The organism is Halanaerobium sp. ST460_2HS_T2 (genome assembly GCF_003337665.1).
Taxonomy (GTDB): Bacteria; Bacillota; Halanaerobiia; order Halanaerobiales; family Halanaerobiaceae; genus Halanaerobium; species Halanaerobium kushneri.
The window spans coordinates 30,842-55,576 of sequence record NZ_QPJF01000004.1; the positions used below are offsets into that span (position 1 = coordinate 30,842).

Below are 24,735 nucleotides of genomic sequence, written 5' to 3' on the forward strand. Positions count from 1 at the left end.
CACCTCTCAAAATTTAGCTTTTAAAAAATCTACCTAATTTATATAATCTCTTTTAAATATTCCAATGCCTCTCTGCGACTACTAATCTGCCTGCGGAGTATCTGATCCCGCACTTCCAGCAGATACTCTCTAATTTCCGGGCCCTGAGCAACTCCCATTTCCAGTAAATCATGACCGGAGATAGGGATTTCTATTTCATCTCTCTGCTGGAGATGACTAAATATTTCTTCCACATATTCCTGTTTAAAATTTTGCACAGTAAACATAATTAATTCCTCAGGCTGATAGGATTCCAGCTCTCTAAATCTTAAAGCAGGATCTTTAAGATCAAAAACAGAAGCATTTAAATCCTGCCAATTTTTACGAATAAAAGTCTTTTTTTCAGGAATCGAAAGTGGCCAGGATTTAATTATTCTTTCTTTACTATTATAAAACAAAATCATTAATCTGACAAGAAAATGGTTCACTTCAACTTCTTTTTCCCTACTTAAAGCAAGCATTTTTTCTCCTTTAAGAAAATTAGCATCGATACTGCTGTTAAATTCAAAATTATCTTTTATTAACTTTAAAACTGGAATCTGATTTAGCAGTATAGAAGAAAACTGAGAAATATCTCTTTTAGAATCAAATAAATATGCCAGTTCTGTAAAAACTCTTTCCAGTGCAAGTTTATGATAATCATAATTTTTTAAGGAACGTCTGCTTAATTCCACTGTTTCTGCACTCAATTTAAAATCCTTTAATATTTGAAAACGAATCCCTCTCAAAATTCTTAAGGGATCATCTCGAAAACTATAATTATGAAGAACTTTTAAAATGCCATTTTTTAAATCATTAATTCCACCAAAAAAATCATATAATATTCCTTTTCGATCTGGATGTAAATCTATTACTAAAGTATTAATTGTAAAATCTCGACGAAAAAGATCGGAAAAAAGATCAGCCTTTTCTACCAGAGGCAAAGAACCCGGAAAATGATACTTTTCTTCTCGACAGCTTGCTATATCTATAGAATATCCGTATTCATTGTGCAAAAAGCCAGTAGAAAATTTATTATTATAATCATACTGATAGCCAAATTTTTCTTCTAAATGATCAAAAAATTCTTTTAAATCACCATCGAGTAAAAGATCTAGATCTTTATTTAAAGGCAGATTAATCAATAAATCTCTTACCTGTCCTCCAACCAGATAAAGATTATAGCCAAGTTCGGCCGCTTCTGCAGCAAGTTTCAGTAAAAGTTCTTTCCTTTCTTCCGGAAGTTCTGCTAATAAATTTGATTTATAATGAAGAAATGAAGCCTGATTATGATTGTTTTTTTGATATTTCTTTAATAAATCGAGTCCTTTATCAAGATCAATACTGAGACTCTGATATCTGTAGTTATTAAGATAAGGTACTTTATGCTGACCGGATTTAATCTTGCCTAAAAATTGAATTTTATACTTTAACAAATTTACACTTTCTTTATTAAAATATACATTATCCTGATCAATTAGATAATTATTTTCTATATAATATTTCTGGTCTTCTTTATCAATTTTAAGAGCAATCTTTTGAAAATCTACTTCTTTTAAATTATTAACCTTAATTATTTTATTATTAAAACTAAAATATTCTTCGGCCATTGAATTAAGAAGCTTATTTAACAAATCATTTTTATTTTTCATAATTAGTCACCACTTTAAAAGACTGTCTCCAAAGAGACAGCCTGAATTATAATCAAATTTTATCTCTTTATTGGATTTCACTCAGATCGATTTTTTCCAGTTTTGAATTATCTGCAGGTGAACGACCTACCTTTGCCAGATCAATCCACTCTCCATCAACTTTAACCTTAACTACATCAGCTGTAAAATCATTTTTTGTACCTTCACAGGAACAGTTCGATAAAAGCCAGCTGCCCACTCCATAAATATCAACCGGTACTTGAGATGATTCAAACCGGTCAATTTTAGCTGGTTTAAAACCACCAGTTGCAATGATTTTTACTTCCCGACAGTAATTTTTAGCCATTTCCAGATCCTCAGGTCTTAAATCCCAGTCCTTATAGGCATTATCCAGAGCATTGCGCAGATTAAAAATCAATCTGGCATTAACACCATTATCGAGTTCTTTTTTTCCAAGAGGCTCAACACTCTTATCCCTTAAGTCCGAAGAATTATCAGGTCTGACTCCAAATAATTTGTATTTTTTTGCTTCTTCTTCCCGACCATTTTTCAACAAATCAAGGTATTTATCAAACATTGATTTTAGAACCTCAAGACTGGTATTAACACAGTCATTATCAAAGTCTACCAGAGCAATTCGATTTACATTAAGCGGCATCAGACGGCAAAACTGCAGCATAGCTTCTGCAGTATCCCCTAAAAATGAAGCTACATAAGAATGGCTTATTGTTCCTCCACCCTTACCTCCCCACCAGGCTCCCTGTTCATCTGTAGAAATATAGCGCTGCGTATTAGTTCCATATTCATTATTATATGCATTAACACCTAAAGAATAAGCATAACCATGCATAGCCTGCGACTTATAATGAGTAAATCTGGCCGGGAAGAATAAAATATCCTTTCCCCGGGCAGCAACCATAACCTGATAGACATTTGTAGCAATTCTCGAAGCCTCAGTTAATGAACCGAGCATAGGAGTTTCTAAAATCGAAAAATCACGATACCTACCTCTAATTTTAATAACTGGATCAACATTATGGGGATTACCCTTATAATAAGCTTTCTCACCATCATGACAGGCTTCTACTTCAAGATTTGAAGAAGTATTTACAAAGTTTCCAGCTTCATCTTTATAACCAGTTGCAGTTTTTAAAATTGAAAGTGCCTCATCTATACCACCTAGAATACAAAATGGCTGTCGTCTGGGGAAAATCTGCATTTCCACTTCAATATTTCCAATATCCTGTTCCTTAAACTGATATCCTTCTTCAGATAAGGCAGTTAAAATACCTGCAATATTTCGAAAATAAACATCTGAATACCAGCCCTCGGCCATTCTTTTTCTGTCTAACTGGAATAATTCAGTCTCCAGACGCTCACCATTAAAAATAGTCATAAACTCACCTCTAAAAATATACTTATTTAATTATCTCATATATTAATTTGTTTTTCTCTTTTTCTGCCTCTGTAATTGTAAATGCTTTTAATAGTTTTTGTTTGGCTTCTTCCAGATTCTTCTTATTATTATAGTGAAGAATAGCCAGAGTATCGCCCTTACTTACCTGATCTCCGATTTTTTTATTAAGCTCTAAACCAACAGCGAGATCTATTTTAGATTCTTTATTTTCACGTCCAGCACCCAAAATCATTGCAGCTACTCCAACATCTAAAGCTTTAATTTCCGAAACATAACCTGATCTTTCCGCTTTTACTTCAAAAGTAGCATCTGCAGTTGGAAGCAGTGATAAGTCTTCTACCACCTCTGAATTACCACCTTGAGCTGTTATCATTTCTGCAAATTTAGCTAAGGCCTGACCGTTATTTAATTTTTCTCTTAAAATATTTTTACCTTCTTCTGTATCTTTAACCTTACCTGCAAGCTGCAGCATACCTGAACCAAGTTCAATACATAACTCGGTTAAATCTTCCGGGCCTTTTCCCTGCAGTGTTTTAATTGCTTCTTTGACTTCTAGTGCATTACCGACAGCATTACCCAATGGTTGATTCATATCAGTTATATAGGCGGCTGTATCTCTTCCCAGCTCTTTTCCGATTTCAACCATTGCTTCCGCCAGCTTTTTAGCACTTTTAAGGTCTTTCATAAAAGCACCATTACCTGTTTTAACATCCAGCACAATTGCATCTGCTCCTCCTGCAAGCTTTTTGCTCATAATACTGCTTGCAATCAGCGGAATAGACTCGACAGTAGCTGTTACATCTCTTAAAGCATAAAGCTTTTTATCTGCTGGGGTCAGATTACCGGTCTGTCCTACAACAGCTACTCCATGCTGATTTACATTATCAAAAAATTTATCTCTACTAAGTGAAGTATTAAATTTAGGAATTGACTCAAGCTTGTCTATTGTTCCACCGGTATGGCCCAGACCACGACCGGACATTTTTGCAACTGGAATTCCGGCTGAAGCCACCAGTGGTGCTAAAACAAGGGTAGTAGTATCCCCCACACCTCCAGTGCTGTGCTTATCAACCTTGGTACCTTTTATGGGACTTAAGTCTATCATATCACCCGATTTAGCCATCAGCATGGTCAAATTGGCTGTCTCTTCAGCATCCATCCCCTGAAAATAAACCGCCATTGCCCAGGCTGACATTTGATAATCTGGAATATTTTCCGCAACATAACCATTGATTAAAAATTCCAGTTCTTCTTTATTCAATTTTTGACCTTCTCTTTTTTTATATATTATATCATATGCACGCATCATTAAACCCTCCTGCTAAATATTTTTAATAATACCGCTCATTAATTTGATAAAATCAGGTCTTACTTTTTCTGCAATCTCTACCACTTCTTTATGATCAAGCGGCTGCGGCAAAACCCCCGCTGCCATATTAGTTATACAGGATACACCAACAATTCCCAGCCCCATATGGTTTGCAGCAATAACTTCCGGAACTGTAGACATCCCAACTGCATCAGCTCCAATTGTTCTTAAAAATTTAATCTCAGCTGGTGTTTCATAACTCGGACCTGATTCGGCAGCATAAACTCCCTTTCTAGTTAAGATACCATTTTCCCTGGCAACATTTTCTGCTACTTCGATCAGTTCTTTGTTATATGCCTCTGACATGTCAGGAAAACGAGGACCAAATTCAGCAAAATTCTCCCCAATTAGCGGGTTATCTCCCATTAAATTAATATGATCAGAAATTATCATAAACTCACCCGCAGAAAACTCTTCATTAACTCCACCTGCAGCATTGGTTAAAATCAGTTTTTCAATTCCAACTTCCTTCATAATTCTAACCGGCATTACCAATTCCTGCATAGAATAACCTTCATAATAATGGGTTCTGCCCTGCATAGCGATAACTTTTTTTCCTTCCAACTCACCAATTACAAAGCGACCAGCATGTCCTTCTACAGTAGAAATCGGAAAATTATTAAGCTCACCATAATCTATATAAACAGGATTTTCAATTTCTTCAGCCATTACTCCCAGGCCTGAACCTAAAATAAGTCCAACTTCCGGCCTATAATCAATCTTCTCAGTAATAATCTCAGCGTTATTTTTTATCTCTTCAATCATTTTAAAACCTCCATTAAATTATAAATTTACCATCACGATAGATCAATTCTCCATCAGCATAAATTTCTCCGCCATCCTTCATATCACAGAGCATATCCCAATGAATTGTAGAAATATTCTTCCCACCTGTCTCTGGATAACTGCGGCCAAGTGCTAAGTGGATAGTACCTCCAATTTTCTCATCAAATAACATATTTCTAGTAAACTGGGTAATACCTTTATTACAGCCTACTGCTACTTCCCCTACATAGCGAGATCCTTCGTCTGTATCCAGTAGTGAGTGCAGCAATTTTTCGCCTTTAGCTGCTGAAGCGTTGATTACTTTGCCATTTTTAAATTCTAATTGAATATCTTCAATTTCTTTACCACTATAGATACCGGGGAAAGAGAATCTAATTTTGCCTTCAACACTGTCCTCAATTGGGCCGGTAAAAACTTCACCACCTGGATAATTTTCTTTACCCTTATCTGCAACCCAGGTTCTGCCCCCAACCCTGCATTTTAAATCTGTCGCTTCAGAAATAAAATGAAGTTCATCTTTTTGATTTAAAATTTTAGCTATTCTTTCCAGCTCTTTACCAAATTCTGTCCAATAAGCTACTGGATCTTTTTTATCCAGATGACAGGCCTGATAAACAAATTCACGATAGTCACCTAAAGACATACCTGCTTCCTGAGCATCAGCGTGAGTCGGAAACTGACAGATATTCCAGTTTAATGTACCTTCTGCAGCTCTGTTCATTACAATTTCACTAATCTCTTTGCGGGCAATCGAATGTCTTTTAATTTTTTCAGGGTCAACTCCTGCCAGATTTTTAGTATTATTATGTCCCAGAATCCTTAAAGAGGCATCTACATTTTCCATTAGGTATTTAGTAAAAGGAGCACTGTAGTCAAGCTGTTCTTCAGCTGCATATTTATAAAACAACTCTTCCTGTTCGGCAAATTTAGTTATTACCAGCGGGTGACCACCCTTTTTTAGTACTTCCTTATAAACTTCTTTAATCAAATCCTGACTGATATCTTCACCCTGAATTAAAACCTGATCACCTTTTTTTACTGCAAGTGAATAATCAACAAGTAATTCGGCATATTTGCTTAATTTATTATCTGCCATCATTTAACCTTCTTTCTTTATTTTATAATAATCAATCTCAAAAAATCACTTGACCATAAGTTCCACCGCCACCGGATTTAAAATCAAAATCATGCTGACGGGCTTTTTTTATTTTCTGAAAAATCCTGGAACTCATACAATCCTTCAGTTCAGCCTGAGATAAATTATGAATAACATCCATTTCTGTACCACAATTTTCAAAAAGTTTAGCTGCAGTTTTTTTGCCAATACCAGGAATATCCAGAAGTGGTACCTGATAAATATAATCCGGTCTGTGCTCTGGATGTTGGGGAACTTTATTTTCTGCTATCTCTAAAATCCTATCCTTTACTCCAGTAATAATTTTATCAGAATCACACTCTGGACAATCTAACACTGCCTCTGGACCACTAAAAATAGTGTCACATTTTTCACAGTATGTTCGGTGGTATTTCCCCAGTTCAGGATTTAAACCATAATTTTTGCTAATCCGATTTCCTGATTCTCTTTTGAGTGCCTTTAGAACCGATTCAAAATCTAGAGATTCTAGTTCCATAATATTATATTCTCGAGCAATTTTAGGAAGTGAATGAGCATCAGAATTACTCAGGAAAGTTTTGCTGCCTAGTTCAGGCAACAAATCCGCCATCAAAGTATCAGCACTAAGTCCCAGTTCAATTGCTGGTATTTTATCCCATTCTGCTTCAGTAAAAACTTCTCTGTAATTACTAAAGGCTCTACCGTAAAAACTTTTGTGGGGGGTAAATATGTGAGCAGGTATCATTATTCCACCATGATATTCTATAATTTTTAAAAGTTCTTTGCCTGTCAAACTTGCAGCCTGAGAACTTAAAGTTATATTAGTAATATAGTTATCCATTGTGGTACTAAAATTTTTAATCTGTTTTATCTTTGGAAAGAAAGCCAGATAATGTACCTGCCCACCATTTTTTTCTCTACTTTCAATTTCGGCTCCTGGTAGTACCAAAAGCTGATCCTGATAAAGAATTCCACCACTGGAGAGCTCCCTCATTTCTCCTGCAGCCAGCATTTTATCAATATCGTTTAACACCACTGGAGAAGCACAGTCAATAATACCAATAATATTAAGCCCTTTTTTAAAAGCTGCTTCTTTTAAAATATTAGGAAAGTTTAATTTTCTGGAAGCAGTAATTTTAACCGGACTCCCATCACTGCCACCGCCAATATGAATATGTAAGTCTGCAAAGTATTTCTTTAACATTAAAAATCACCAAGATAATACATTATTGCAATTAAAGTTTTACTATCTTTAATTTTTCCATTTAAAAGAAGTTCCTTTAACTCTTTTCTGCTTTTAGGAACAACTTCAATATATTCTCCCTCTTCTAAATCTCTACCAACAAAATTTAAATTTTCAGCCTGATAAATGTAAATAGTTTCAGTACTGTAACCGGGAGTAGGGAAAAATTCAAATAGTTTTGTAAATTTTTCAGCATCATAACCCGTCTCTTCCCTCAGCTCTCTTTTGGCACAATCCACTATTTCTTCAGCCGGCTCCAACTTTCCAGCTGGAATTTCATAAATAACCTCATCAACAGGATATCTATACTGTTTGATTAATAAAACCTCAGACTTTTCATTTTCTGCCAGTATAGAAACACCTCCACTATGTTCAACTACTTCCCTGGTGGATCTGTGTTGATTTGGAAATTCAACTTCATCCCGGTATAATTTTAAAATATTGCCCGCATAAATTGTTTTACCTGAAATCTTTTTTTCTTTTTTTATCTGCATTATAGGCCTCCATTTATGAAACTTTTAAATCAACCATAATTTTATCTGCAATTCTGGCAATAAATTGAGAATTGGTTGGCTTAGCATTTTCTTTTATATTGTTTTTAAAATATTTTTCCAGAGCTCTTTGATTACCCCGCTGCCAGACAACATCAATTGCATGTCTGATAGCTCTCTCCACTCGGCTGGGAGTAGAATCAAAGTTTTCTGCCACCTGGGGATACAACTCTTTTGTAACAGCTCCCAGTAAATCCATATCTTTGATTACAAGTTCAACAGCCTGTCTTACATAACGATAACCTTTAATATGAGCTGGTATCCCAAGCTCCTGAATAATTTGAGTAATTAGTGGTTTGTAATTTCCATTTTCAACTTCTAATTTTGCTTCTTGAACTCTTATGTTATCAGCTATTACAGTGTTTTGATCCATTAACTGTTTTATTCGCTGACTTAATCTATCAAGATCAAAAGGTTTCATAATATAATAATGGACACCAAGTTCAAGAACTGTTTTCATAATTTTATCATGACCCATTGCAGTTAAAGCAATAATCTTCATCTCATCTATTAATTCCTGTGAGTTTAACTCTTCTAAAACTCCAATACCATCCAGATGAGGCATAATTAAGTCTAAAATTAAAACATCAGGTTGTTTTTTATTTTCGAGATAATCCAGAGCCTGTTCACCATCATAAAGCATTTCAAGAACATTAAAATCGTCTTTTTCAGAAAAGAATTCAGCCAGCAGCTGACAAAATTCCTTATTATCATCAACAATCAAAACATCAATAGTTTTCTCCAATTTATTTCCCCCTCAATTATTTAAAAAAACATTTTCAGTCCCTGCTGAAAATTTTTTTTGCTCCCAATCTAAATTATTATATCTCCCTATTTATTGGCCAGTAACAGCATCTCCTCTGCATGAGCCAAAGTTTTGTCAGTAATCGTTGTCCCACCGATCATCCTGGCAATCTCTCTAATTCTTTCGGCTCTGTCTAAACTATGAATCTTAGTGAAAGTCCTATTTTCTCCCTTTTCTTTTTTGATTAAAAAATGATGATTTGCTGCACTGGCTAGCTGTGGTAAATGTGTAATACAGATAATCTGGCGATCATTTGAGATCTGGGTAAGTTTTGCCGCCATTTTAGCTGCTGTCTTACCACCAACACCACTATCAACCTCATCAAAAATTAAAGTATCAACCTGATCCAGAGCGGCTGTAATGGTTTTTAAAGAAAGCATTATTCGGGATAGTTCGCCTCCAGAGGCAATTTTTGAAAGTGGTTTTAAATCCTCACCTCTATTGGGTGAAATCAAAAATTCAATCCGATCAGTACCAACTGCCGAAATTTCTTTTTCGGTAAAACTAACTTCAAATCTAACATCTTCCATTGCCAGATCTTTTAATTCATTTTTAAGCTGAACTTCTAAATTTTTAGCATGCTTTTTTCTGGTCTCAGATAATTTGCCTGATTTTACTTTTAAACGCTGAATTAAATTTTCTTCTTTTTTGGTTAAAGAGACAATTTTTTCTTCAACATTTTCTAATTTATCTCTTTTTTGATAAAGTTCCTGTAAATAAGAGATTACAGTTTCTACATCTTCACCATATTTTCTCAAAAGTGTATTTATCAAATCCAGGCGATCACTTAGTATTGATATTCTTTCTTCATCATAAGCAAAAGAACTTTCAAAATCTGCCAGATCAAAGCTAAATTCTTCCAGACTATAATAGATATCTGTAAATTTTTTGTTAAGTTCTTTTAGTTCCTGGTTATAATCTTCGACTTCTTCGAATTTATTTTTCAAAATAGAAAGGCGATCCATTATTCCCTGATCTTTATAGTTATCACCACTTAGAGATGACATTATTTCTGTAATAACTCGATAGATTTCTTCACCGTGAGATAATGTTTTATATTCATCTTTTAACTTTTCATATTCTCCAGCTTCAAGACCCGCCGCTTCAATTTCTTCAATCTGAAAATTAATAATATCCAGCTCTCTGGCTCTCTGAGCATCATCTATTTCAATTTCTGAAAGTTCATTTCTGAGATCAAGTAATTCCTGGTATAAATTATTAATTTCAGCTTTTAAGTGAGTTATCTTGTCACCAATAAAGGCATCAAGGATCATCAAATGAGAACCCTGATCTAAAAGTAATTGATGTTCATGCTGACCGTGAATATCAATTAAATAACGACTAATTTTTTTAACAATTTTTAGAGTAGCAAGCTGACCATTTATTAATGTTCTATTGCGACCATTCTCCCTAATTTCTCTGGCAATCAATATCCCATTTTCTTCCTGTTCAATACCGGTTTCAGTTAATATATCATTGATAATTTTAAGCTCTTCAGGCTGAAAAAAAGCAGAAATATAGGCTGCTTTTTTACCACTGCGAATTATATCACTATTTGCTCTGGCACCCAGCAGAAGATCAAGAGCACCAATTATTATTGACTTACCGGCACCGGTTTCTCCACTCAAAATGTTTAAACCCTGTTTAAAATTGATATTGACCTTATTAATTAAGGCAAAGTTTTTAACCTGTAAATCACTGAGCATATTTTTATCCTCCTGTCAGTTCAATTAGGCAAGATGCATTTTTTCTTTTACAGTTGTATAAAATGTTCTATCCGGCAATTTTATAATTGACAATTCCTGATCTGCTCCACTAATATAAATTTCATCCCCAGGTATAATTTCATTTTTTTGTCTGCCATCTGCACAGCCCTTAACAGAACGACCATCACTGTCAACTCTAATCCTAATTCTTTCTTCAGGTGAAATTACCATTGGTCGCAGATGAAGATTATGAGGGCAGATTGGAGTTATTAATATTGCCTTAATCTGACGCGGATTGATTATTGGGCCTCCTGCCGAAAGAGAGTAGGCAGTGGATCCAGTTGGAGAAGCAATGATTAGACCATCTCCTCTAAAATTATTAACAAGTTCATTATTAATATAAAGTTCGATTTTAAGCATCTGTGAATCGGGATCTCTATTGATCACATAATCATTAAGAGCATAACTGCTGTTAATTTTTTTTTCACTGCGATAATGTTCTGTCTGAAGCATCATTCTTTTTTCTATATTATAGTTATTGTTATCAATCATTTCTAAAGCTTTAGTTAATTCTTCGGTTTCTACATCGGTTAAAAAACCAAGATGACCTACATTGATTCCTAAAAGAGGAATCTCGCTGCCAATAAAATGATGAGAACTATGTAAAAAAGTTCCGTCCCCTCCGATGATTATAATATAATCAGCTTCTCGTTTTATCTTTTGATAATCAGCTGCTCTTTGCTTCTGATCCAGTTGAAATGCAGCCCTTTTTTCAATTAAAAATTTTTTGTCTTTATTTTTAAACCATTCGATAGCTCTTTCAGCAACAGTAAAAGCTTCTTTTTTATCCAAATTAATTATTAACGCAGCTTTATCCATTTTAAGAACCTCCCAGCTCTGTATGAGCAAACCTGACAGTTTGATTAATCTTTTGCTGCCAGTCTTGTCGGTTAAACTCGTCAATTTTTTCTCTATATCGCAGATGAACTAAATATTCTATATTTTTACTGGCAGCACCGGTAATTGGTGAATAATCGAGAGCAGCCGGCTCAAATCCTTCTTTAAGAAAAAAATCACTTAAATTTTCAATCACATCTAAATGAACTGCTGGATCTTTAACCACTCCATTTTTTCCGACTCGATCTCTACCGGCTTCAAATTGCGGCTTTATTAAAGCAATGAAATCTCCATTTTTAGTGATAAATTTTTTAACTCCAGGAACAATTAATCTCAGAGAAATAAAAGAAACATCAGTAACTACTAAAGGAACTTCGACCGGCAATTGTTCTTTTTCCAGATAACGAAAATTACATCTCTCCAGCACCTCAACTCGATCATCCTGGCGCAATTTCCAGGCCAGCTGACCGTAACCAACATCAACTGCATATACTTTACTGGCCCCATGCTGTAATAAACAATCTGTAAATCCTCCGGTAGAAGCACCAATATCTATTGCCTCTTTTCCTGCAGGATCAATAGTAAAAATTTTCAGTGCTTTTTCTAACTTCAGACCTCCGCGACTCACATAGGGGTTTTTATCACCTCTAAATTCGATATCTGCTTCGGGATCAACCTGAGTTCCCGCCTTATCTTCTCTTTCTCCATCAACAAAAACTAGACCTGCCATAATTGCTCTTTTAGCCTGGGAACGGCTCCTAAATAATCCCTTTTCAGTTACTACAACATCTAGTCTTTCTTTTCTGGCCATAACTTATTTACCTCCTCAGCCGGTGCCAGCAAAGAAAGTGCATTTTCAAGAATACCTCTACCATCCAGCTGATATTCTTCTTTCATTTCTTCCATTCCACCCTGACTGACAAATTCATCTCCAACACCAATTCTTTTAATGTTTTTTAAAGTGACACCTCTATCGGCAGCCAGTTCGAGAACTGCAGAGGAAAAACCGCCTGCCAGAACCTGTTCCTCTACTGTAATAACATTATTTGAATTTTTAATCGCTCTGATAATCATTTCTTCATCCAGAGGTTTAACAAAGCGGGCATCAATTAAAGCCGTTTTATGGCCATTTTCATTTAAAATTCTGGCTGCTTTTTGAGCAGGATATACTGTTGACCCTATAGCAAGGATTGTCAGATCCATTTCTGATTCAACTTTAATCAACTCTTCTGCCTTGCCGATTTCTAATTTTTTTAAATCTGCTATCTGATGAGGTATATAATCTCCAGCAGCTGCACCTCTAGGATAGCGAAGAACAGCTGGACCTTTATAATTAACAGCAGTAAATAGCATATGCTGCAGCTGTTCTGCATCCCGGGCAGCCATCATAACAAGATTGGGGATCGGACGCAAAAATGAGTAGTCAAATAACCCCTGATGTGTTTCCCCATCATTACCAACAATACCTGCTCTATCAACAGCCAGAGTTAAATCTAAATTCTGAATAGCAGCATCATGAATAACCTGATCATAGGCTCGCTGTAAAAAAGTTGAATAAATCGCACAGACAGGTTTCATTCCACCTCTGGCCAGTCCTGTACTCATTGTTACCGCATGCTGTTCTGCAATTCCAACATCATAGTATCTTTCCGGAAAAGATTGAGCAAATATCTCCATACCAGTTCCAGAGGGCATAGCGGCAGTTATTCCAGCAATCTTTTTATCTTCAGCAGCCAGCCTACTTAGAGTTTCACCAAAAATTTTGCTGTAACTGGCTTTCGACTTTGTTTTTCGAGAACTTCCATCTGCAATATTAAAAGCTCCAACTCCATGGAACCTGTCTGGATTTTTTTCTGCCGGGGGATAACCCTTTCCCTTTTTGGTTATTACATGTAAAAGAACAGGTCCATCTATTGTTTCCGCCTGTTTAAAGTGTTTCATTAATTCAATAATATTATGACCATCAACAGGACCTAAATAATTAAAGCCAAATTCTTCAAAAAGCACACCCTGAATAAAACTATATTTTAAGGCACTTTTAACCCGCTCAACCGTATTCGAAACAGTATTACCAAAACGAGGAATTTTATTAATTAAAAATTCTATATCTTCTTTTACTCGTTTTAATTTAGGGTCATTTCTTAAAGTTGATAAATAATTAGAAATAGCTCCAACATTATTGGAAATTGACATTTCATTATCATTTAAAATTACATTAATATCAGCACCAATGTGACCGGCATGATTTAAAGCCTCAAAAGCCATCCCTCCGGTTAGAGCTCCATCACCAATTACTGCATATATATCTCCCATTTGATTTAAGTTTTCTCGTGCCATAGCCAGTCCGACCGCAGCTGAAATTGATGTACTGCTGTGTCCGGCACCTATTATATCATGAGGAGATTCAGTACACTTAGGATAACCACTAAGTCCATCTTTCTGCCTTAAATTTGCAAAACAATCTTTGCGACCAGTTAAAATTTTATGAGTATAAGCCTGATGGCCAACATCCCAGATTATTTTATCCGTGGGGCTATTTAAATAATGATGCAGAGCAATGGTCAGTTCTACTGTTCCCAGGTTTGAAGCCAGATGACCACCAGTTTCCGAAATATTATTTAGTAAAAACTCTCGAATTTCAGCCGCCAGTTCTTTAAGCTGTGATCCTTTTAATCTTTTTAAATCATCTATTCCATTTATTTTTGCTAAATAGTCACTCATTAAATCCACCTCTTTTTTAAAAAACCGTAAATTTTATCATAAAACAGATAAAAAAACGCCAGTAATCTGCCAACCAGAAAAATTATTTTTGTAGAGTTTTTCATTCCATAATACTTAAAAAAAGCTTTACCACCAACAGTTAAAGCGGAAGCCAGACCAATTATTATCAGATTGGTCCATAAATTTGAAAAACCATAATAATTAATTAAATCAATAGCTATTACTGCACTAATTGCTCCACTGATAGTTCCACAAATATCTCCAACTATATCGCACATTAAACTTGCTACTTTGTCACCATTTTTTGCAAGATATAAAGAAGTTTTAGCTCCAAATATTTTTTTGGCAGCTTTAGCATTAAATGGTTCAGTTCGCGATACTGTAGCAGCAACTCCAACCATATCAGACAAAACACCTATTATAATAATAATTAACAGTATTATTACTGCCATCGGTAATGGTACAAACTGTACCTGTGTCTGTGAGACTGATGAGACACTTACCGCAATAAAAAAAGTCATAATAGCAATAATAATACTGCTCTTTAAATTAGCCAAAATATTCACCTCAATTAATAAAATAACAGATGGTAATATAATAGATAAATGCTGTGTCATAGGTCCAGCAGGTTTTCCCCGGGAATTCCCATCTGTCACCATCCAGGAGATTTCTCATTAAATTCCCGCTGTAGGGTCTCCCTCTACAGAGCTGAATTACCACTCAGAACACACTTTAATCCCTATTATATCCCTTTATAGACAGTCTAGAAGTTTTCCTTGACAGCATTTAAACTATCTCCTAGCTTCTTTTGCAGTACTGGTTTCCAGCAGGTTCAACCCAGAGCTGGATCCTGGCACCTGTGTTTTGCTACTGTCTCCAGTACCACTTCAAAGCAGGCTACACTGTTTAACCTTGCGGTTAAAAACAGGTGAACCTGGCCTTGCTATGTATCCATTAATATAACTCGACCAGGCCTCCGCGAGAAAGGGGTCAACGCCCACATGCCGTTGTGGATCGCCCCAAACCCTTATCTCTCTGCAATGGCCCCCGACTGGGCGTCAGCAGCCATTACAAAGAACTTCATCGATATGCCCGTTGACGGATTTTTAGGCCCGCCTTCAAAGATAGTATGCTGACTAGAATACTGCACCATCTGCATTTTAACTAATTATAACACATTTATAATAACCCTTCAATTAATGCTCTCTGTTCAGAATATAATCAACTAAATCCTTTAAATTCTGAGCCTCATCACCAAAAATTTTTAATTCTGCTTTTGCCTTCTGAGCATATTCCCGGGCGGCTTTTTGAGCAGCTTTTGTTCCCATTAGTTTAGGATAAGTGGCTTTATTTAACTCCTGATCTCTACCAACAACCTTCCCCATTTTTTCTGTTTCACCTGTAAGATCAATTAAATCATCAACAATCTGGAATAAAACACCAATATTTTCTGCATAATTTAACAGTGCTTTTTTTTCTGGCTCAGTAAACTTAGAACAGTAAAGTCCATTTAAGACAGAAGCCTTAATCAAGGCACCTGTTTTTGCTCTGTGAACTTGCTGCATCTCTTCAAGACTAAGTTTTTTATTCTCAGCCTCTAAATCCAGAATCTGACCACCAACCATTCCCTGATAGCCAGAAAATTTTGCAGTATTCGCAATTATTCTTATTTTAGCTTCAGGCTCAATTTTAAGTTCTGATAAAAGCTCAAAAGCATATGTAAGAAGCGCATCACCTGCTAATATTGCTGTAGCTTCTCCAAAAACAAGATGATTTGTTTTTTTACCCCGCCTCAGCTGATCATCATCCATTGCAGGTAGATCATCATGAATTAAAGAATAACTGTGAATCATTTCCAGAGCAGAACCCGCCTTTAAAGCAGCCTGGTAATTCCCTTCCAGCAATTCCACAGTTAAAAGTGATAAAACCGGTCTAATCCTTTTACCACCTGAAAGCAGAGTATATTTCATCGCCTCCGTTAATCGGGGAGCTATCTCTTCTCTTAAATTCATCAGCTCTTCTAAAGTAGCTTCAACTTCTTTTGCTTTTAGATTCAATATTTCTTTTATTGCCTGCAAATTTAATCCTCCTTAATCTCAGTTTCAAAAGGTATCTCCTCAGTAAACTCCCCATCATCTTTAAGCATTAATTCAATCTTCTTTTCCGCCTTATCAAGTTTTTGATGGCAAAATTTAAGCAGCTTCATCCCCTGACTGAATTCAGCCAGAGTTTCATCCAGTGATAAACCACCTTTTTCAAGGTCTTCTACAATTTTTTGTAATTTCTCCAGAGCTGATTCAAAATCAAGTTTTTCTCTATTAATTCCTTCAATTTCTTTTTTAATTTTAGCTTCCTTTTTATTTTCACTCATTTATATCACCAACTTTTCTACTAGCTTTTACTTCCAGTTCTAAAAGACCATCACTCAAGCGTGCTCTAAGCTGATCACCAGCAGCAGTTTGCCTGATTGAGCTGATTGTTTTTTTATTCTGATCCTGAAGAATGGTATAACCACGGTCCAGAGTTTTAAGTGGACTTAAATTATTCAACCTCTGATAAAATAATTGATATTTATTTTCCCAATCATTATATTTCCTTTCAATCTGATGGTTTAATTTTGTTTCTATACTGTCAAGTTCCTGTTCATAATCTCTAAACAGTTCTTCCGGTGAGGCAAATATTCTGCGTTCAGAAATACCTTTTAAATGATTTTTTAATTCTCTAAGCTTAGTAGCACTGCTGTTTACAAGCCTCTGTGATAAATTATTGAGCCTATTTAAAATTTCTTCTCGATTTGCAGTTGCCAGTTCCGCTGCTGCAGAAGGTGTCGGAGCTCTTAAATCAGCTACAAAATCTGAAATTGTAAAATCAGTTTCATGACCAACACCGCTGATTACAGGTAGTCTGGAAGCATAAATCGCCCGGGCCACCTCTTCTTCATTAAAGGGCCAGAGATCTTCGATTGAACCTCCACCCCGGCTGATAATAATCAGGTCAATATCATCGCGGCTGTTTAAATATTCAATCCCGGCTGTAATTTCACCCTTAGCCAGATCTCCCTGAACATGAGCCGGAACTATCAAGACAGAAAAATTACCAGAGCGCCTTTTCATCACTGAAAGAATATCTCTAATTGCTGCCCCGGTAGGAGAAGTTACAATTCCTATTTTGCTGGCCAGAAATGGAATTTCTTTTTTCTTGCTTTCTGCAAAGAGGCCTTCTTTTTCTAATCTGGCTTTCAATTTTTCAAAGGCTTGATAAAGTTTTCCTTTGCCGGCTCTTTCCATTTCCCTGGCATAAAATTGATATTCTCCTCGCTGGGCATAAATATCTAAATTCCCCCTGGCTTCAACCTGCATTCCCTCCTCAGGCTCAAAGTCAAGAGAAGAATTATAGCCTTTAAACATAACTGTTTTCAGCTGGGAATTTTTATCTTTTAGAGTAAAATACATATGACCGGAACTGTGATGATAAAAATTAGAGATCTCACCACTTATCCAGAAGTCAGAAAGAAGAGCATCTTCTTTAATTAAAGCCTGAAGATACTCTGTAATTTCCTCTACTGTATAGATCTTTTTTTCTTTTTTTGTAAATAGATTATCCTGATATAAATCTGACATAAAATCAACCACTCTATTTTTTAGATTTCTCTAACAAGTAATTCTTAATATTTTCTGCAGCTGTTTTGCCGGCACCCATTGCTTTAATAACAGTGGCAGCTCCAGTAACAACATCTCCTCCAGCATATACACCTTCCCGACTGGTCTGCTGATCTTCATTGACCTCTATTCCACCCCAGCTTTTCGTCTTTAGATCTTTTGTATTAGAAGTTAAAAGCGGGTTTGGATTCTGACCAATAGCTATTATTACAGTATCCAGATCCAGCATCCAGTTAGAACCTTCAATTGGAATTGGCCGTCTTCTACCTGAATCATCCTTTTCTCCAAGTTCCATCTGCTGGCATTCCATTTGAGAAACTCTGCCCTCTTTTCCATGAATTGCAACCGGATTATTTAAAAGTTTAAATTCAATCCCTTCTTCCCGAGCATGATGTATTTCCTCACTACGTGCAGGCATCTGCTCTTCAGCTCTTCTATATACTATATAAACATCTTCTGCTCCCAGTCTTTTAGCAGTTCGAGCTGCATCCATCGCAACATTTCCAGCCCCAACAACTGCAACTTTATCCTTAACAACTACTGGTGTTTTATATTCTGGATATTTAAAGGCTTTCATCAGATTAACTCTGGTTAAAAACTCATTGGCAGAATAAACTCCATTTAAGTTTTCACCAGGAATATTTAAAAATCTCGGCAGACCAGCACCAACACCAATAAATAGTGATTCATAGCCTTTTTCAAATAGTTCATCAACTGTAATTGACTTACCAACAACTACATTTAATTGAATATCTACACCGAGTTCTTTGATTGCTTCAACTTCCTGATCAACAATAGCCTTGGGAAGTCTGAATTCAGGAATCCCATAGCGCAGCACTCCACCTGTTTCGTGTAGAGCTTCAAAAATTGTAACTTCAAGCCCATATTTTGCAAGATCAGCAGCCGCAGTAAGACCTGCAGGACCGGCTCCAATTACCGCAACCTTTCTGCCTTCTAATTCTGGTACCTTCATTTTTTCTATCTCTTCCGCACTGGTACTATCTGTGCCCCGCTCCATATTATAATCTGCAACATAACGCTCCAGGCGACCAATAGCTACCGGCTCATTTTTGATTCCCATTACACATACATCTTCACACTGCTCCTCCTGAGGACAGACACGTCCACAGACAGCTGGAAGATTATTTTTGCTTTTAATAATCTGATTTGCTTCAACTACATCACCATCTATTACAGCCTGGATAAACTGGGGTATTGGCACATGAACTGGACATCCTTCAACACAGGGTTGATGTTTACACTGTAAGCATCTTTCCGCTTCAACAACTGCTTCATTGTCACTATAGCCAAAAGGAACCTCTTTAAAATTTTTAATTCTCTCTTCAGGCGCCTGCTCTTTCATCGGCGTCTTCTTTTTTTGTAAAGCCATTAATTATCCTCCTCGACTGCTGTATCATATACTAAATCTTCTTCATTTTGATAAAAATTAAGCCTGTTCATTAATTCATTAAAATCAACCTGATGAGCATCAAAAGCAGGTCCATCAACACAGGTGAATTTCCTTTCTCCACCGACAGTTACCCTGCAGGCACCACACATTCCTGTCCCATCAACCATAATAGTATTTAAACTAACAATAGTTTCTACTCCATACTCTTTAGTCAAATCAGCCACTGCCTTCATCATTGGCACAGGTCCAATGGCAACTACTAAATCTATGTCATCTTCTTTTTCCAATAAATCTTTTAAAATATCAGTCACAAAGCCATGATGACCGTAACTACCATCATCAGTTGCAATAAATAATCTGTCACTATACTTCTCTAATTCTTCTTCTAAAATAATTAAATTTTTGGTTCTGGCCCCGGTAATGCTGATTACTTCAGCTCCCTGCTCATAAAAACCTCTGACCTTAGGATATAAGAGAGCAGTCCCTGAACCACCACCCAATAATACTACCTTTTCATATCCTTCCAGATCAATATGATGACCAAGAGGCCCAACTATATCCTGTATCTGATCACCTTTATCCATCTTACCTAATAATTTTGTAGAATAACCAACTTCCTGAAAAATAATAGAAATTACACCAGTTTTACGATCGTAATCTGCAACAGTGAGTGGAATTCGTTCCCCTTTTTCATCCACTCTTAATATAATAAAATTACCTGGTTTAGTTTTTTTGGCAATCAAAGGTGCTTTAACCTTTAACTTTTTAATTGTGGGTGCCAGAACTTCCTTTTCTAAAATTTCGTACATATTTTCCCTCCTGAATTTTTAAAACTTGAGCAAAAAAAGCCTGCTTCTATATATTATTCTTTAACCGCTCCCTTAAATCCTCCTTAATTTCAGAAATAATTCGAACTGGAGTCAAGTTATTTTTTTCTTAAAGTTTTAATGTAAGATTTTATTTTCATAAACAATATTTGAAAAAATCACCTTGACAAATTTAAATATTTAAGTTAAAATATTATTTGTCAGTGCGAAAGTGGCGGAACTGGCAGACGCGCTAGGTTCAGGGTCTAGTGGTCTCACGACCGTGAGGGTTCGAATCCCTCCTTTCGCACCATTTTAATTTAATAATGAATTTAAAGAGCAGATTTCTCTGCTCTTTTTTTATTTACTTAAAACTAATTGAGACTTGCTACAAAATCTCCTATCCTCTTAATTCCTTCTTTAATCCTTTCTTCTCCCAGAGCAAATGAAATCCGGATAAAATTATCCATTCCAAAAGCAATTCCTGGTACTACAGCTACTTTCTTTTCCTCTAAAAGTAAATCAGCAAAAGAGAGTGATCCTTTAATTTTCTCGCCATTAATTTTTCTGTTTTTTAATCCCGAAATATCAATAAAGAAATAAAAAGCTCCTGCAGGTTTGATTGCTTTTAAACCTTTAATATCAGCCAGCAACTCGGCTGTAAGATCTCTTCTCTGCTGATAAATATCTTTCCGCTTTTTAATAATTTGATCCAGTTTATCATTATTCAGAGCCTTTGCACTTGCATACTGAGCAATGGTATTTACATTGGAAGTAGTATGACTCTGAATTTTAGCCATATTTTTAATCCACTCCTGATTTGCAAACCCAAAACCCACCCTCCAGCCGGTCATGGAATATGATTTAGACATTCCATTGACTACTAAAAGTCTATTTTTTAGCTGAGGGAAAAGTTCAATCATTGATTTAAATTCTCTGTCATCATATAAAAGTTTATCATAAATTTCATCACTAATAACAAAAATATCCTTTTCAATCAAAACACCTATCAGTTCTTCTAATTCTAACTGAGTATAAAAATGTCCATCCGGATTAGAAGGTGAATTAATAATAACTGCTTTTGTATTTTCAGTAATATTTTTTCTCAATTCAGCTGCTTTTAATTTATATTTATTTTTAGCCTCTGTTTCAACCAGAACAGGTCTCCCACCAGCTAATTTTACTAGCTCTGGATATGAAACCCAGTAAGGTTTAGGAATTAAAACCTCATCATTTTCTGCTAAAATAGCTGATAAACCATTAAATAATACCTGCTTACCACCATTACAGACAATTACTTCTTCTGTAGAATATTTATAAGAATAATCAGAAGCAAATTTATTAACTACTGCCTGTTTTAATTCTGGCAGCCCTGAAGCAGAGGTATAACCTGTATATCCTTTTTTCATCGCTTCTGCTGCAGCTTTTTTAATAAAGTCCGGTGTAGGAAAATCTGGCTCTCCTGCACCAAAACTTACCACATCTTCTCCTGCTGCTGTCAATTTATTGGCGGCTGTACTGACAGCGATTGTCTTTGATTCTTCAATTTTTGCAATTCTTGCTGAATATTCCATCTCCACACCCCATTAACTTATTTAATCTTATTAGTTCCAGTTACCAAAACCTTTTTATTGCTCTAACTACCATAGTTTACTAAATAAAATATACCATAAAAATATTTAAAAAACAAAAAAAGAAGGCTTTAAGCCCCCTTTTTAAGCAAATTTAGACAGTATCCCATTAATAAATGATGGTGAACTCTCATCTGCATACTTTTTGGCAATCTTTACAGCTTCATTAATAGCTACTTTTGTTGGAATATCATGCTGAATTTCATAAGCAGCAATTCTTAAAATATTTCTATCAATTGCAGACATTCTTTCTATATTCCAGTTTATAGCATACTGATCAATCTGCGCATCCAGGAGTTCAAGTTCCATAATAATACCATCAAGCAGCTCTTCAGCATATAAATCATCAGCCAAAGCACTTTTTTCATTCATAAAATCTCTGTAGCTTTTTTTTGAGTTTTCAAGATCAAGCTTTTTTCTGATGTCCAGTCCGTAAAGAATCTGGAGTACCCAGATCCTCTGTTTGTGTCTCGAAACTTTTTGCATAAAGAAAATACCTCATTTCTAACTCTATTTAAATCTTTCTGGAATAATTCTTAGTATAAAATCTTTTAAATCTTCTTCAAAACGCCAGCGAGAACCAAAGTAATAGCCGAACAAAGTAGTCAGACAGAGTAATAATGTTTTAAAAAACCCAACTGTTAAAAATAAAATCCCAATAATTAAACCAATCACAGCTCCGGTGATTTTTTTGCGATTCACATATATTAATTGAACTAACTCTTCTTTCAGTTGATTTTTATCCATTTATAGACCACCTCATTCCACATTTTCAGGCAGTTTACTATCTTTTCTTACATCATCAATTCTAATTTGAACCTTTTCCACCTGAATTCCCGTGGTCTGTTTAATATAATTTTTTAAATCATGCTGGATATTCTCACTAATAGCCGGTAGATCTCCAGGTACCGTTAGCTTTCCGCTTAATATAATTTTTAAACCTTCTTCTTTTTCTTCCAGTTTAATTCTTATATCCTCAAATTTTTCTTTTTCTTTAACTCGATCTTTGATCAGATTAGAAAGAGCAGAAATTGTTATAGTAATATCTCCAGATTCTGAACTTAATAATCTTGTTGATTTAAATTGGCGGTCTGTAAAATAAGGATAGATTACAAAAATCGCCATTAAAAGAAATAGTAGATATACTACTCCAATTTGCCAGTTATTATAGCTGCCAGATATTAGATCAGGAATAAAATTAGCAGATAAAAGTCCAAAACTATATAGAGAAAGAGTAATTGTTAAAACGATGAGAATTAAAGCGATTAAAAAGGAAAATATATTTTGTATAATTTTCATGGCTTAACCTCCAATCATTTTCAAAGAATAAATTATTCTTCGGTCTCTACTTCCTCTACTTTATTTTCCGTTTCCTCTTTTTCGTCTTCAGGAAAATTTACCCCCTGAACATGAACATTAACTGCTTTAACATTTAAACCAGTCATTCCTTCAATAGCCTGTTTTACATTATCCTGAATCTTCCAGGCAACATCTGGAATAGAATTACCATATTCTATAATTACATAAACATCAACAGAAGCTGTTTCATCACTAACTTCAACTTTAACACCTTTACTCAAACTTTTTCTACCCAGCATATCAGCAATTCCACCTGCAAGACCACCACTCATACCAGCTACACCTTCTACTTCAGTTGCTGCCAGACCAGTTATTATTCCTACTACTTCGTCAGCGATCTTAATACTGCCCTCATCAATTTCTTCTGCTTCTACTTCTTCTGCTTTAATATCTTTAATTTCTTCATCACTCATAATTTAACCTCCCTCATTTTACTAAATAATCATCTTTTTATGTCAGCCAGAATTTGATTTTGTTCTGAATACTGTCCAACAATTAGAGCCCCAATTTTTTCTCCCTTATTCTTTATTACTTTAACATAGGTTTCATTATCTTCCAGAATTTCTTCCTCAAATTCTCCTTCTTTATTTAATTCTCCCAGAGAAACTACATTAATTCCGGCAACCTTTAATTTATGAGATGGTACATAACCATCAAATTCAGCCTGACCACCACTCATAACTGTACCAGCAACTCTTCCCTGGGCCAGCGAAGGAGGCCAGATCCCATAGATTTTATCATTAAACTCTGCCACATCCCCCGCTGCATAAATATCAGAATTTGAAGTCTGCATTCTTTTATTAACAATAACTCCCCTATTTTTATCAATATCTAAATTTTCAACTAAAGAAGTATTAGAGCGAACACCGGTCGAGATTAAAACAAGATCAGCCTCAATCTCCTGATTTTCTAAAATTACTTTTTCTACATTCTGCTGACCTTTAAAACCTTTAGTTTTAGCATCAGTAACAACTTTGACATTATTTTGTTTCAATTTAGCTTCCAGCAGATCTCCGCCCTTTTTATCCAGCTGCATCGGCAGCAAATAAGGTGCTACTTCCAGCACAGTTGTATCCAGGTCCGCTTTAGCAAAATTATAAGCAATTTCCAGACCTAAAAGTCCCCCACCAACGACAACAGCTTTTTGGGCAGTTTCTGCGGCTTTATTAATCTCTTTTAAATCAGCAGCCGTTCTTAAAGTGAAAATATTATCCAACTCTACGCCAGTAAATGGGGGAACAAAACAGTGAGAACCATTTGCCAGCAGTAATTTATCGTAAAAAAATTGATCTTTTTCACTCTTAACCAATTTATTCTGGCTGTCAATCTCGATGATCTTTTGATTGAGATAAAGATCGATATTATTATCTTCAAACCACTGTTGATCATTAATAATAATATCTTCAACTTGAACCTCACCGGAAAGACATTCTATAAGTCGAGGTCTATAATAAAAAGGATAATTTTCATCTGTAAAAATAGAAATTTGATCCCCATTATCCCGGTTTTTCAAAATCTCTTTTGCCGCAGAAACTCCAGCAGCTCCCGCGCCAATGATTACATAATTCATCTTTAAATTCCCCCCTCAAA

General features: G+C 35.5%; 24 protein-coding genes and 1 tRNA gene. 1 reads left to right on the forward strand and 24 read right to left on the reverse strand.

Going from position 1 to position 24,735, the window contains the following annotated elements; genetic code table 11:
* Positions 1–38: 38 nt before the first annotated feature.
* The 18 genes from DFR80_RS02805 to DFR80_RS02890 form a co-directional block, all read right to left on the reverse strand.
* Positions 39–1,670 carry a CCA tRNA nucleotidyltransferase gene (locus tag DFR80_RS02805; protein ID WP_114489150.1) on the reverse strand — a complete coding sequence of 544 codons (1,632 nt, stop codon included), beginning with the start codon at positions 1,668–1,670 and terminating at the stop codon, positions 39–41.
* 67 nt (positions 1,671–1,737) lie between these two features.
* Positions 1,738–3,066, reverse strand: coding sequence for a nicotinate phosphoribosyltransferase (locus DFR80_RS02810; RefSeq protein WP_076543583.1), 1,329 nt, complete (start codon positions 3,064–3,066; stop codon positions 1,738–1,740).
* Between the two features lie 22 nt (positions 3,067–3,088).
* Positions 3,089–4,393, reverse strand: a complete 1,305-nt coding sequence (locus tag DFR80_RS02815) for a pyrimidine-nucleoside phosphorylase (RefSeq protein WP_114489151.1) — start codon at positions 4,391–4,393, stop codon at positions 3,089–3,091.
* 15 nt (positions 4,394–4,408) lie between these two features.
* Entirely contained in the window at positions 4,409–5,221 is an 813-nt protein-coding gene (locus DFR80_RS02820) for a purine-nucleoside phosphorylase (protein WP_076543585.1), read from the reverse strand.
* Between the two features lie 13 nt (positions 5,222–5,234).
* Positions 5,235–6,338: an aminopeptidase gene (locus DFR80_RS02825; RefSeq protein ID WP_076543586.1), complete on the reverse strand. Its 1,104-nt coding sequence runs from the start codon at positions 6,336–6,338 to the stop codon at positions 5,235–5,237.
* Between the two features lie 37 nt (positions 6,339–6,375).
* A complete protein-coding gene (locus tag DFR80_RS02830; RefSeq protein ID WP_114489152.1) occupies positions 6,376–7,560 on the reverse strand; it encodes an endonuclease Q family protein in 1,185 nt (394 codons plus the stop codon).
* Positions 7,560–8,093, reverse strand: coding sequence for an NUDIX hydrolase (locus DFR80_RS02835; RefSeq protein ID WP_076543588.1), 534 nt, complete (start codon positions 8,091–8,093; stop codon positions 7,560–7,562). Before DFR80_RS02835 ends, DFR80_RS02830 begins: the two co-directional genes overlap by 1 nt.
* 13 nt (positions 8,094–8,106) lie before the next feature.
* The gene (gene spo0A / locus DFR80_RS02840) at positions 8,107–8,895 is read right to left on the reverse strand and encodes a sporulation transcription factor Spo0A (protein ID WP_076543589.1); all 789 of its coding nucleotides are present in this window, start codon (positions 8,893–8,895) and stop codon (positions 8,107–8,109) included.
* Between the two features lie 86 nt (positions 8,896–8,981).
* A complete protein-coding gene (recN, locus tag DFR80_RS02845) occupies positions 8,982–10,661 on the reverse strand; it encodes a DNA repair protein RecN (protein WP_076543590.1) in 1,680 nt (559 codons plus the stop codon).
* A 24-nt stretch (positions 10,662–10,685) separates the two neighbouring features.
* Positions 10,686–11,540: an NAD(+)/NADH kinase gene (locus tag DFR80_RS02850; protein ID WP_076543591.1), complete on the reverse strand. Its 855-nt coding sequence runs from the start codon at positions 11,538–11,540 to the stop codon at positions 10,686–10,688.
* A 1-nt stretch (position 11,541) separates the two neighbouring features.
* Positions 11,542–12,369, reverse strand: a complete 828-nt coding sequence (locus tag DFR80_RS02855; protein WP_076543592.1) for a TlyA family RNA methyltransferase — start codon at positions 12,367–12,369, stop codon at positions 11,542–11,544.
* The gene (gene dxs, locus DFR80_RS02860; protein ID WP_114489153.1) at positions 12,348–14,279 is read right to left on the reverse strand and encodes a 1-deoxy-D-xylulose-5-phosphate synthase; all 1,932 of its coding nucleotides are present in this window, start codon (positions 14,277–14,279) and stop codon (positions 12,348–12,350) included. The genes DFR80_RS02855 and dxs overlap by 22 nt, the downstream gene beginning before the upstream one ends.
* Positions 14,279–14,845, reverse strand: coding sequence for a hypothetical protein (locus DFR80_RS02865; protein WP_233493697.1), 567 nt, complete (start codon positions 14,843–14,845; stop codon positions 14,279–14,281). Before DFR80_RS02865 ends, dxs begins: the two co-directional genes overlap by 1 nt.
* 630 nt (positions 14,846–15,475) lie before the next feature.
* Positions 15,476–16,357, reverse strand: a complete 882-nt coding sequence (locus DFR80_RS02870; protein ID WP_114489154.1) for a polyprenyl synthetase family protein — start codon at positions 16,355–16,357, stop codon at positions 15,476–15,478.
* Positions 16,358–16,359: 2 nt separating this feature from the next.
* Complete coding sequence (gene xseB, locus DFR80_RS02875) at positions 16,360–16,650, reverse strand: exodeoxyribonuclease VII small subunit (protein ID WP_114489155.1); 291 nt, start codon at positions 16,648–16,650, stop codon at positions 16,360–16,362.
* A complete protein-coding gene (gene xseA, locus DFR80_RS02880) occupies positions 16,643–17,899 on the reverse strand; it encodes an exodeoxyribonuclease VII large subunit (protein ID WP_114489156.1) in 1,257 nt (418 codons plus the stop codon). Before xseA ends, xseB begins: the two co-directional genes overlap by 8 nt.
* Positions 17,900–17,912: 13 nt before the next feature.
* Positions 17,913–19,328: an NADPH-dependent glutamate synthase gene (gene gltA, locus DFR80_RS02885; protein WP_114489157.1), complete on the reverse strand. Its 1,416-nt coding sequence runs from the start codon at positions 19,326–19,328 to the stop codon at positions 17,913–17,915.
* Positions 19,328–20,158: a sulfide/dihydroorotate dehydrogenase-like FAD/NAD-binding protein gene (locus tag DFR80_RS02890; protein ID WP_076543597.1), complete on the reverse strand. Its 831-nt coding sequence runs from the start codon at positions 20,156–20,158 to the stop codon at positions 19,328–19,330. Before DFR80_RS02890 ends, gltA begins: the two co-directional genes overlap by 1 nt.
* Before the next feature lie 223 nt (positions 20,159–20,381).
* Between DFR80_RS02890 and DFR80_RS02895 the strand changes: the two genes are divergently transcribed.
* A tRNA-Leu gene (locus DFR80_RS02895) sits at positions 20,382–20,468 on the forward strand.
* Positions 20,469–20,529: 61 nt separating this feature from the next.
* Here the strand turns inward: DFR80_RS02895 and DFR80_RS02900 are convergent.
* The 6 genes from DFR80_RS02900 to DFR80_RS02925 all read right to left on the reverse strand — a co-directional run bounded on the left by DFR80_RS02900 (position 20,530) and on the right by DFR80_RS02925 (position 24,715).
* Positions 20,530–21,729: a pyridoxal phosphate-dependent aminotransferase gene (locus DFR80_RS02900; protein ID WP_076543598.1), complete on the reverse strand. Its 1,200-nt coding sequence runs from the start codon at positions 21,727–21,729 to the stop codon at positions 20,530–20,532.
* Positions 21,730–21,870: 141 nt separating this feature from the next.
* Positions 21,871–22,272, reverse strand: a complete 402-nt coding sequence (nusB, locus tag DFR80_RS02905; protein WP_076543599.1) for a transcription antitermination factor NusB — start codon at positions 22,270–22,272, stop codon at positions 21,871–21,873.
* 24 nt (positions 22,273–22,296) lie between these two features.
* Complete coding sequence (locus DFR80_RS02910; RefSeq protein ID WP_114489158.1) at positions 22,297–22,533, reverse strand: DUF2273 domain-containing protein; 237 nt, start codon at positions 22,531–22,533, stop codon at positions 22,297–22,299.
* Between the two features lie 12 nt (positions 22,534–22,545).
* Positions 22,546–23,085: an alkaline shock response membrane anchor protein AmaP gene (gene amaP / locus DFR80_RS02915; protein ID WP_114489159.1), complete on the reverse strand. Its 540-nt coding sequence runs from the start codon at positions 23,083–23,085 to the stop codon at positions 22,546–22,548.
* Positions 23,086–23,117: 32 nt separating this feature from the next.
* Complete coding sequence (locus DFR80_RS02920; protein ID WP_076543602.1) at positions 23,118–23,558, reverse strand: Asp23/Gls24 family envelope stress response protein; 441 nt, start codon at positions 23,556–23,558, stop codon at positions 23,118–23,120.
* Between the two features lie 29 nt (positions 23,559–23,587).
* Entirely contained in the window at positions 23,588–24,715 is a 1,128-nt protein-coding gene (locus DFR80_RS02925) for an NAD(P)/FAD-dependent oxidoreductase (RefSeq protein WP_114489160.1), read from the reverse strand.
* Between the last annotated feature and the right edge of the window lie 20 nt (positions 24,716–24,735).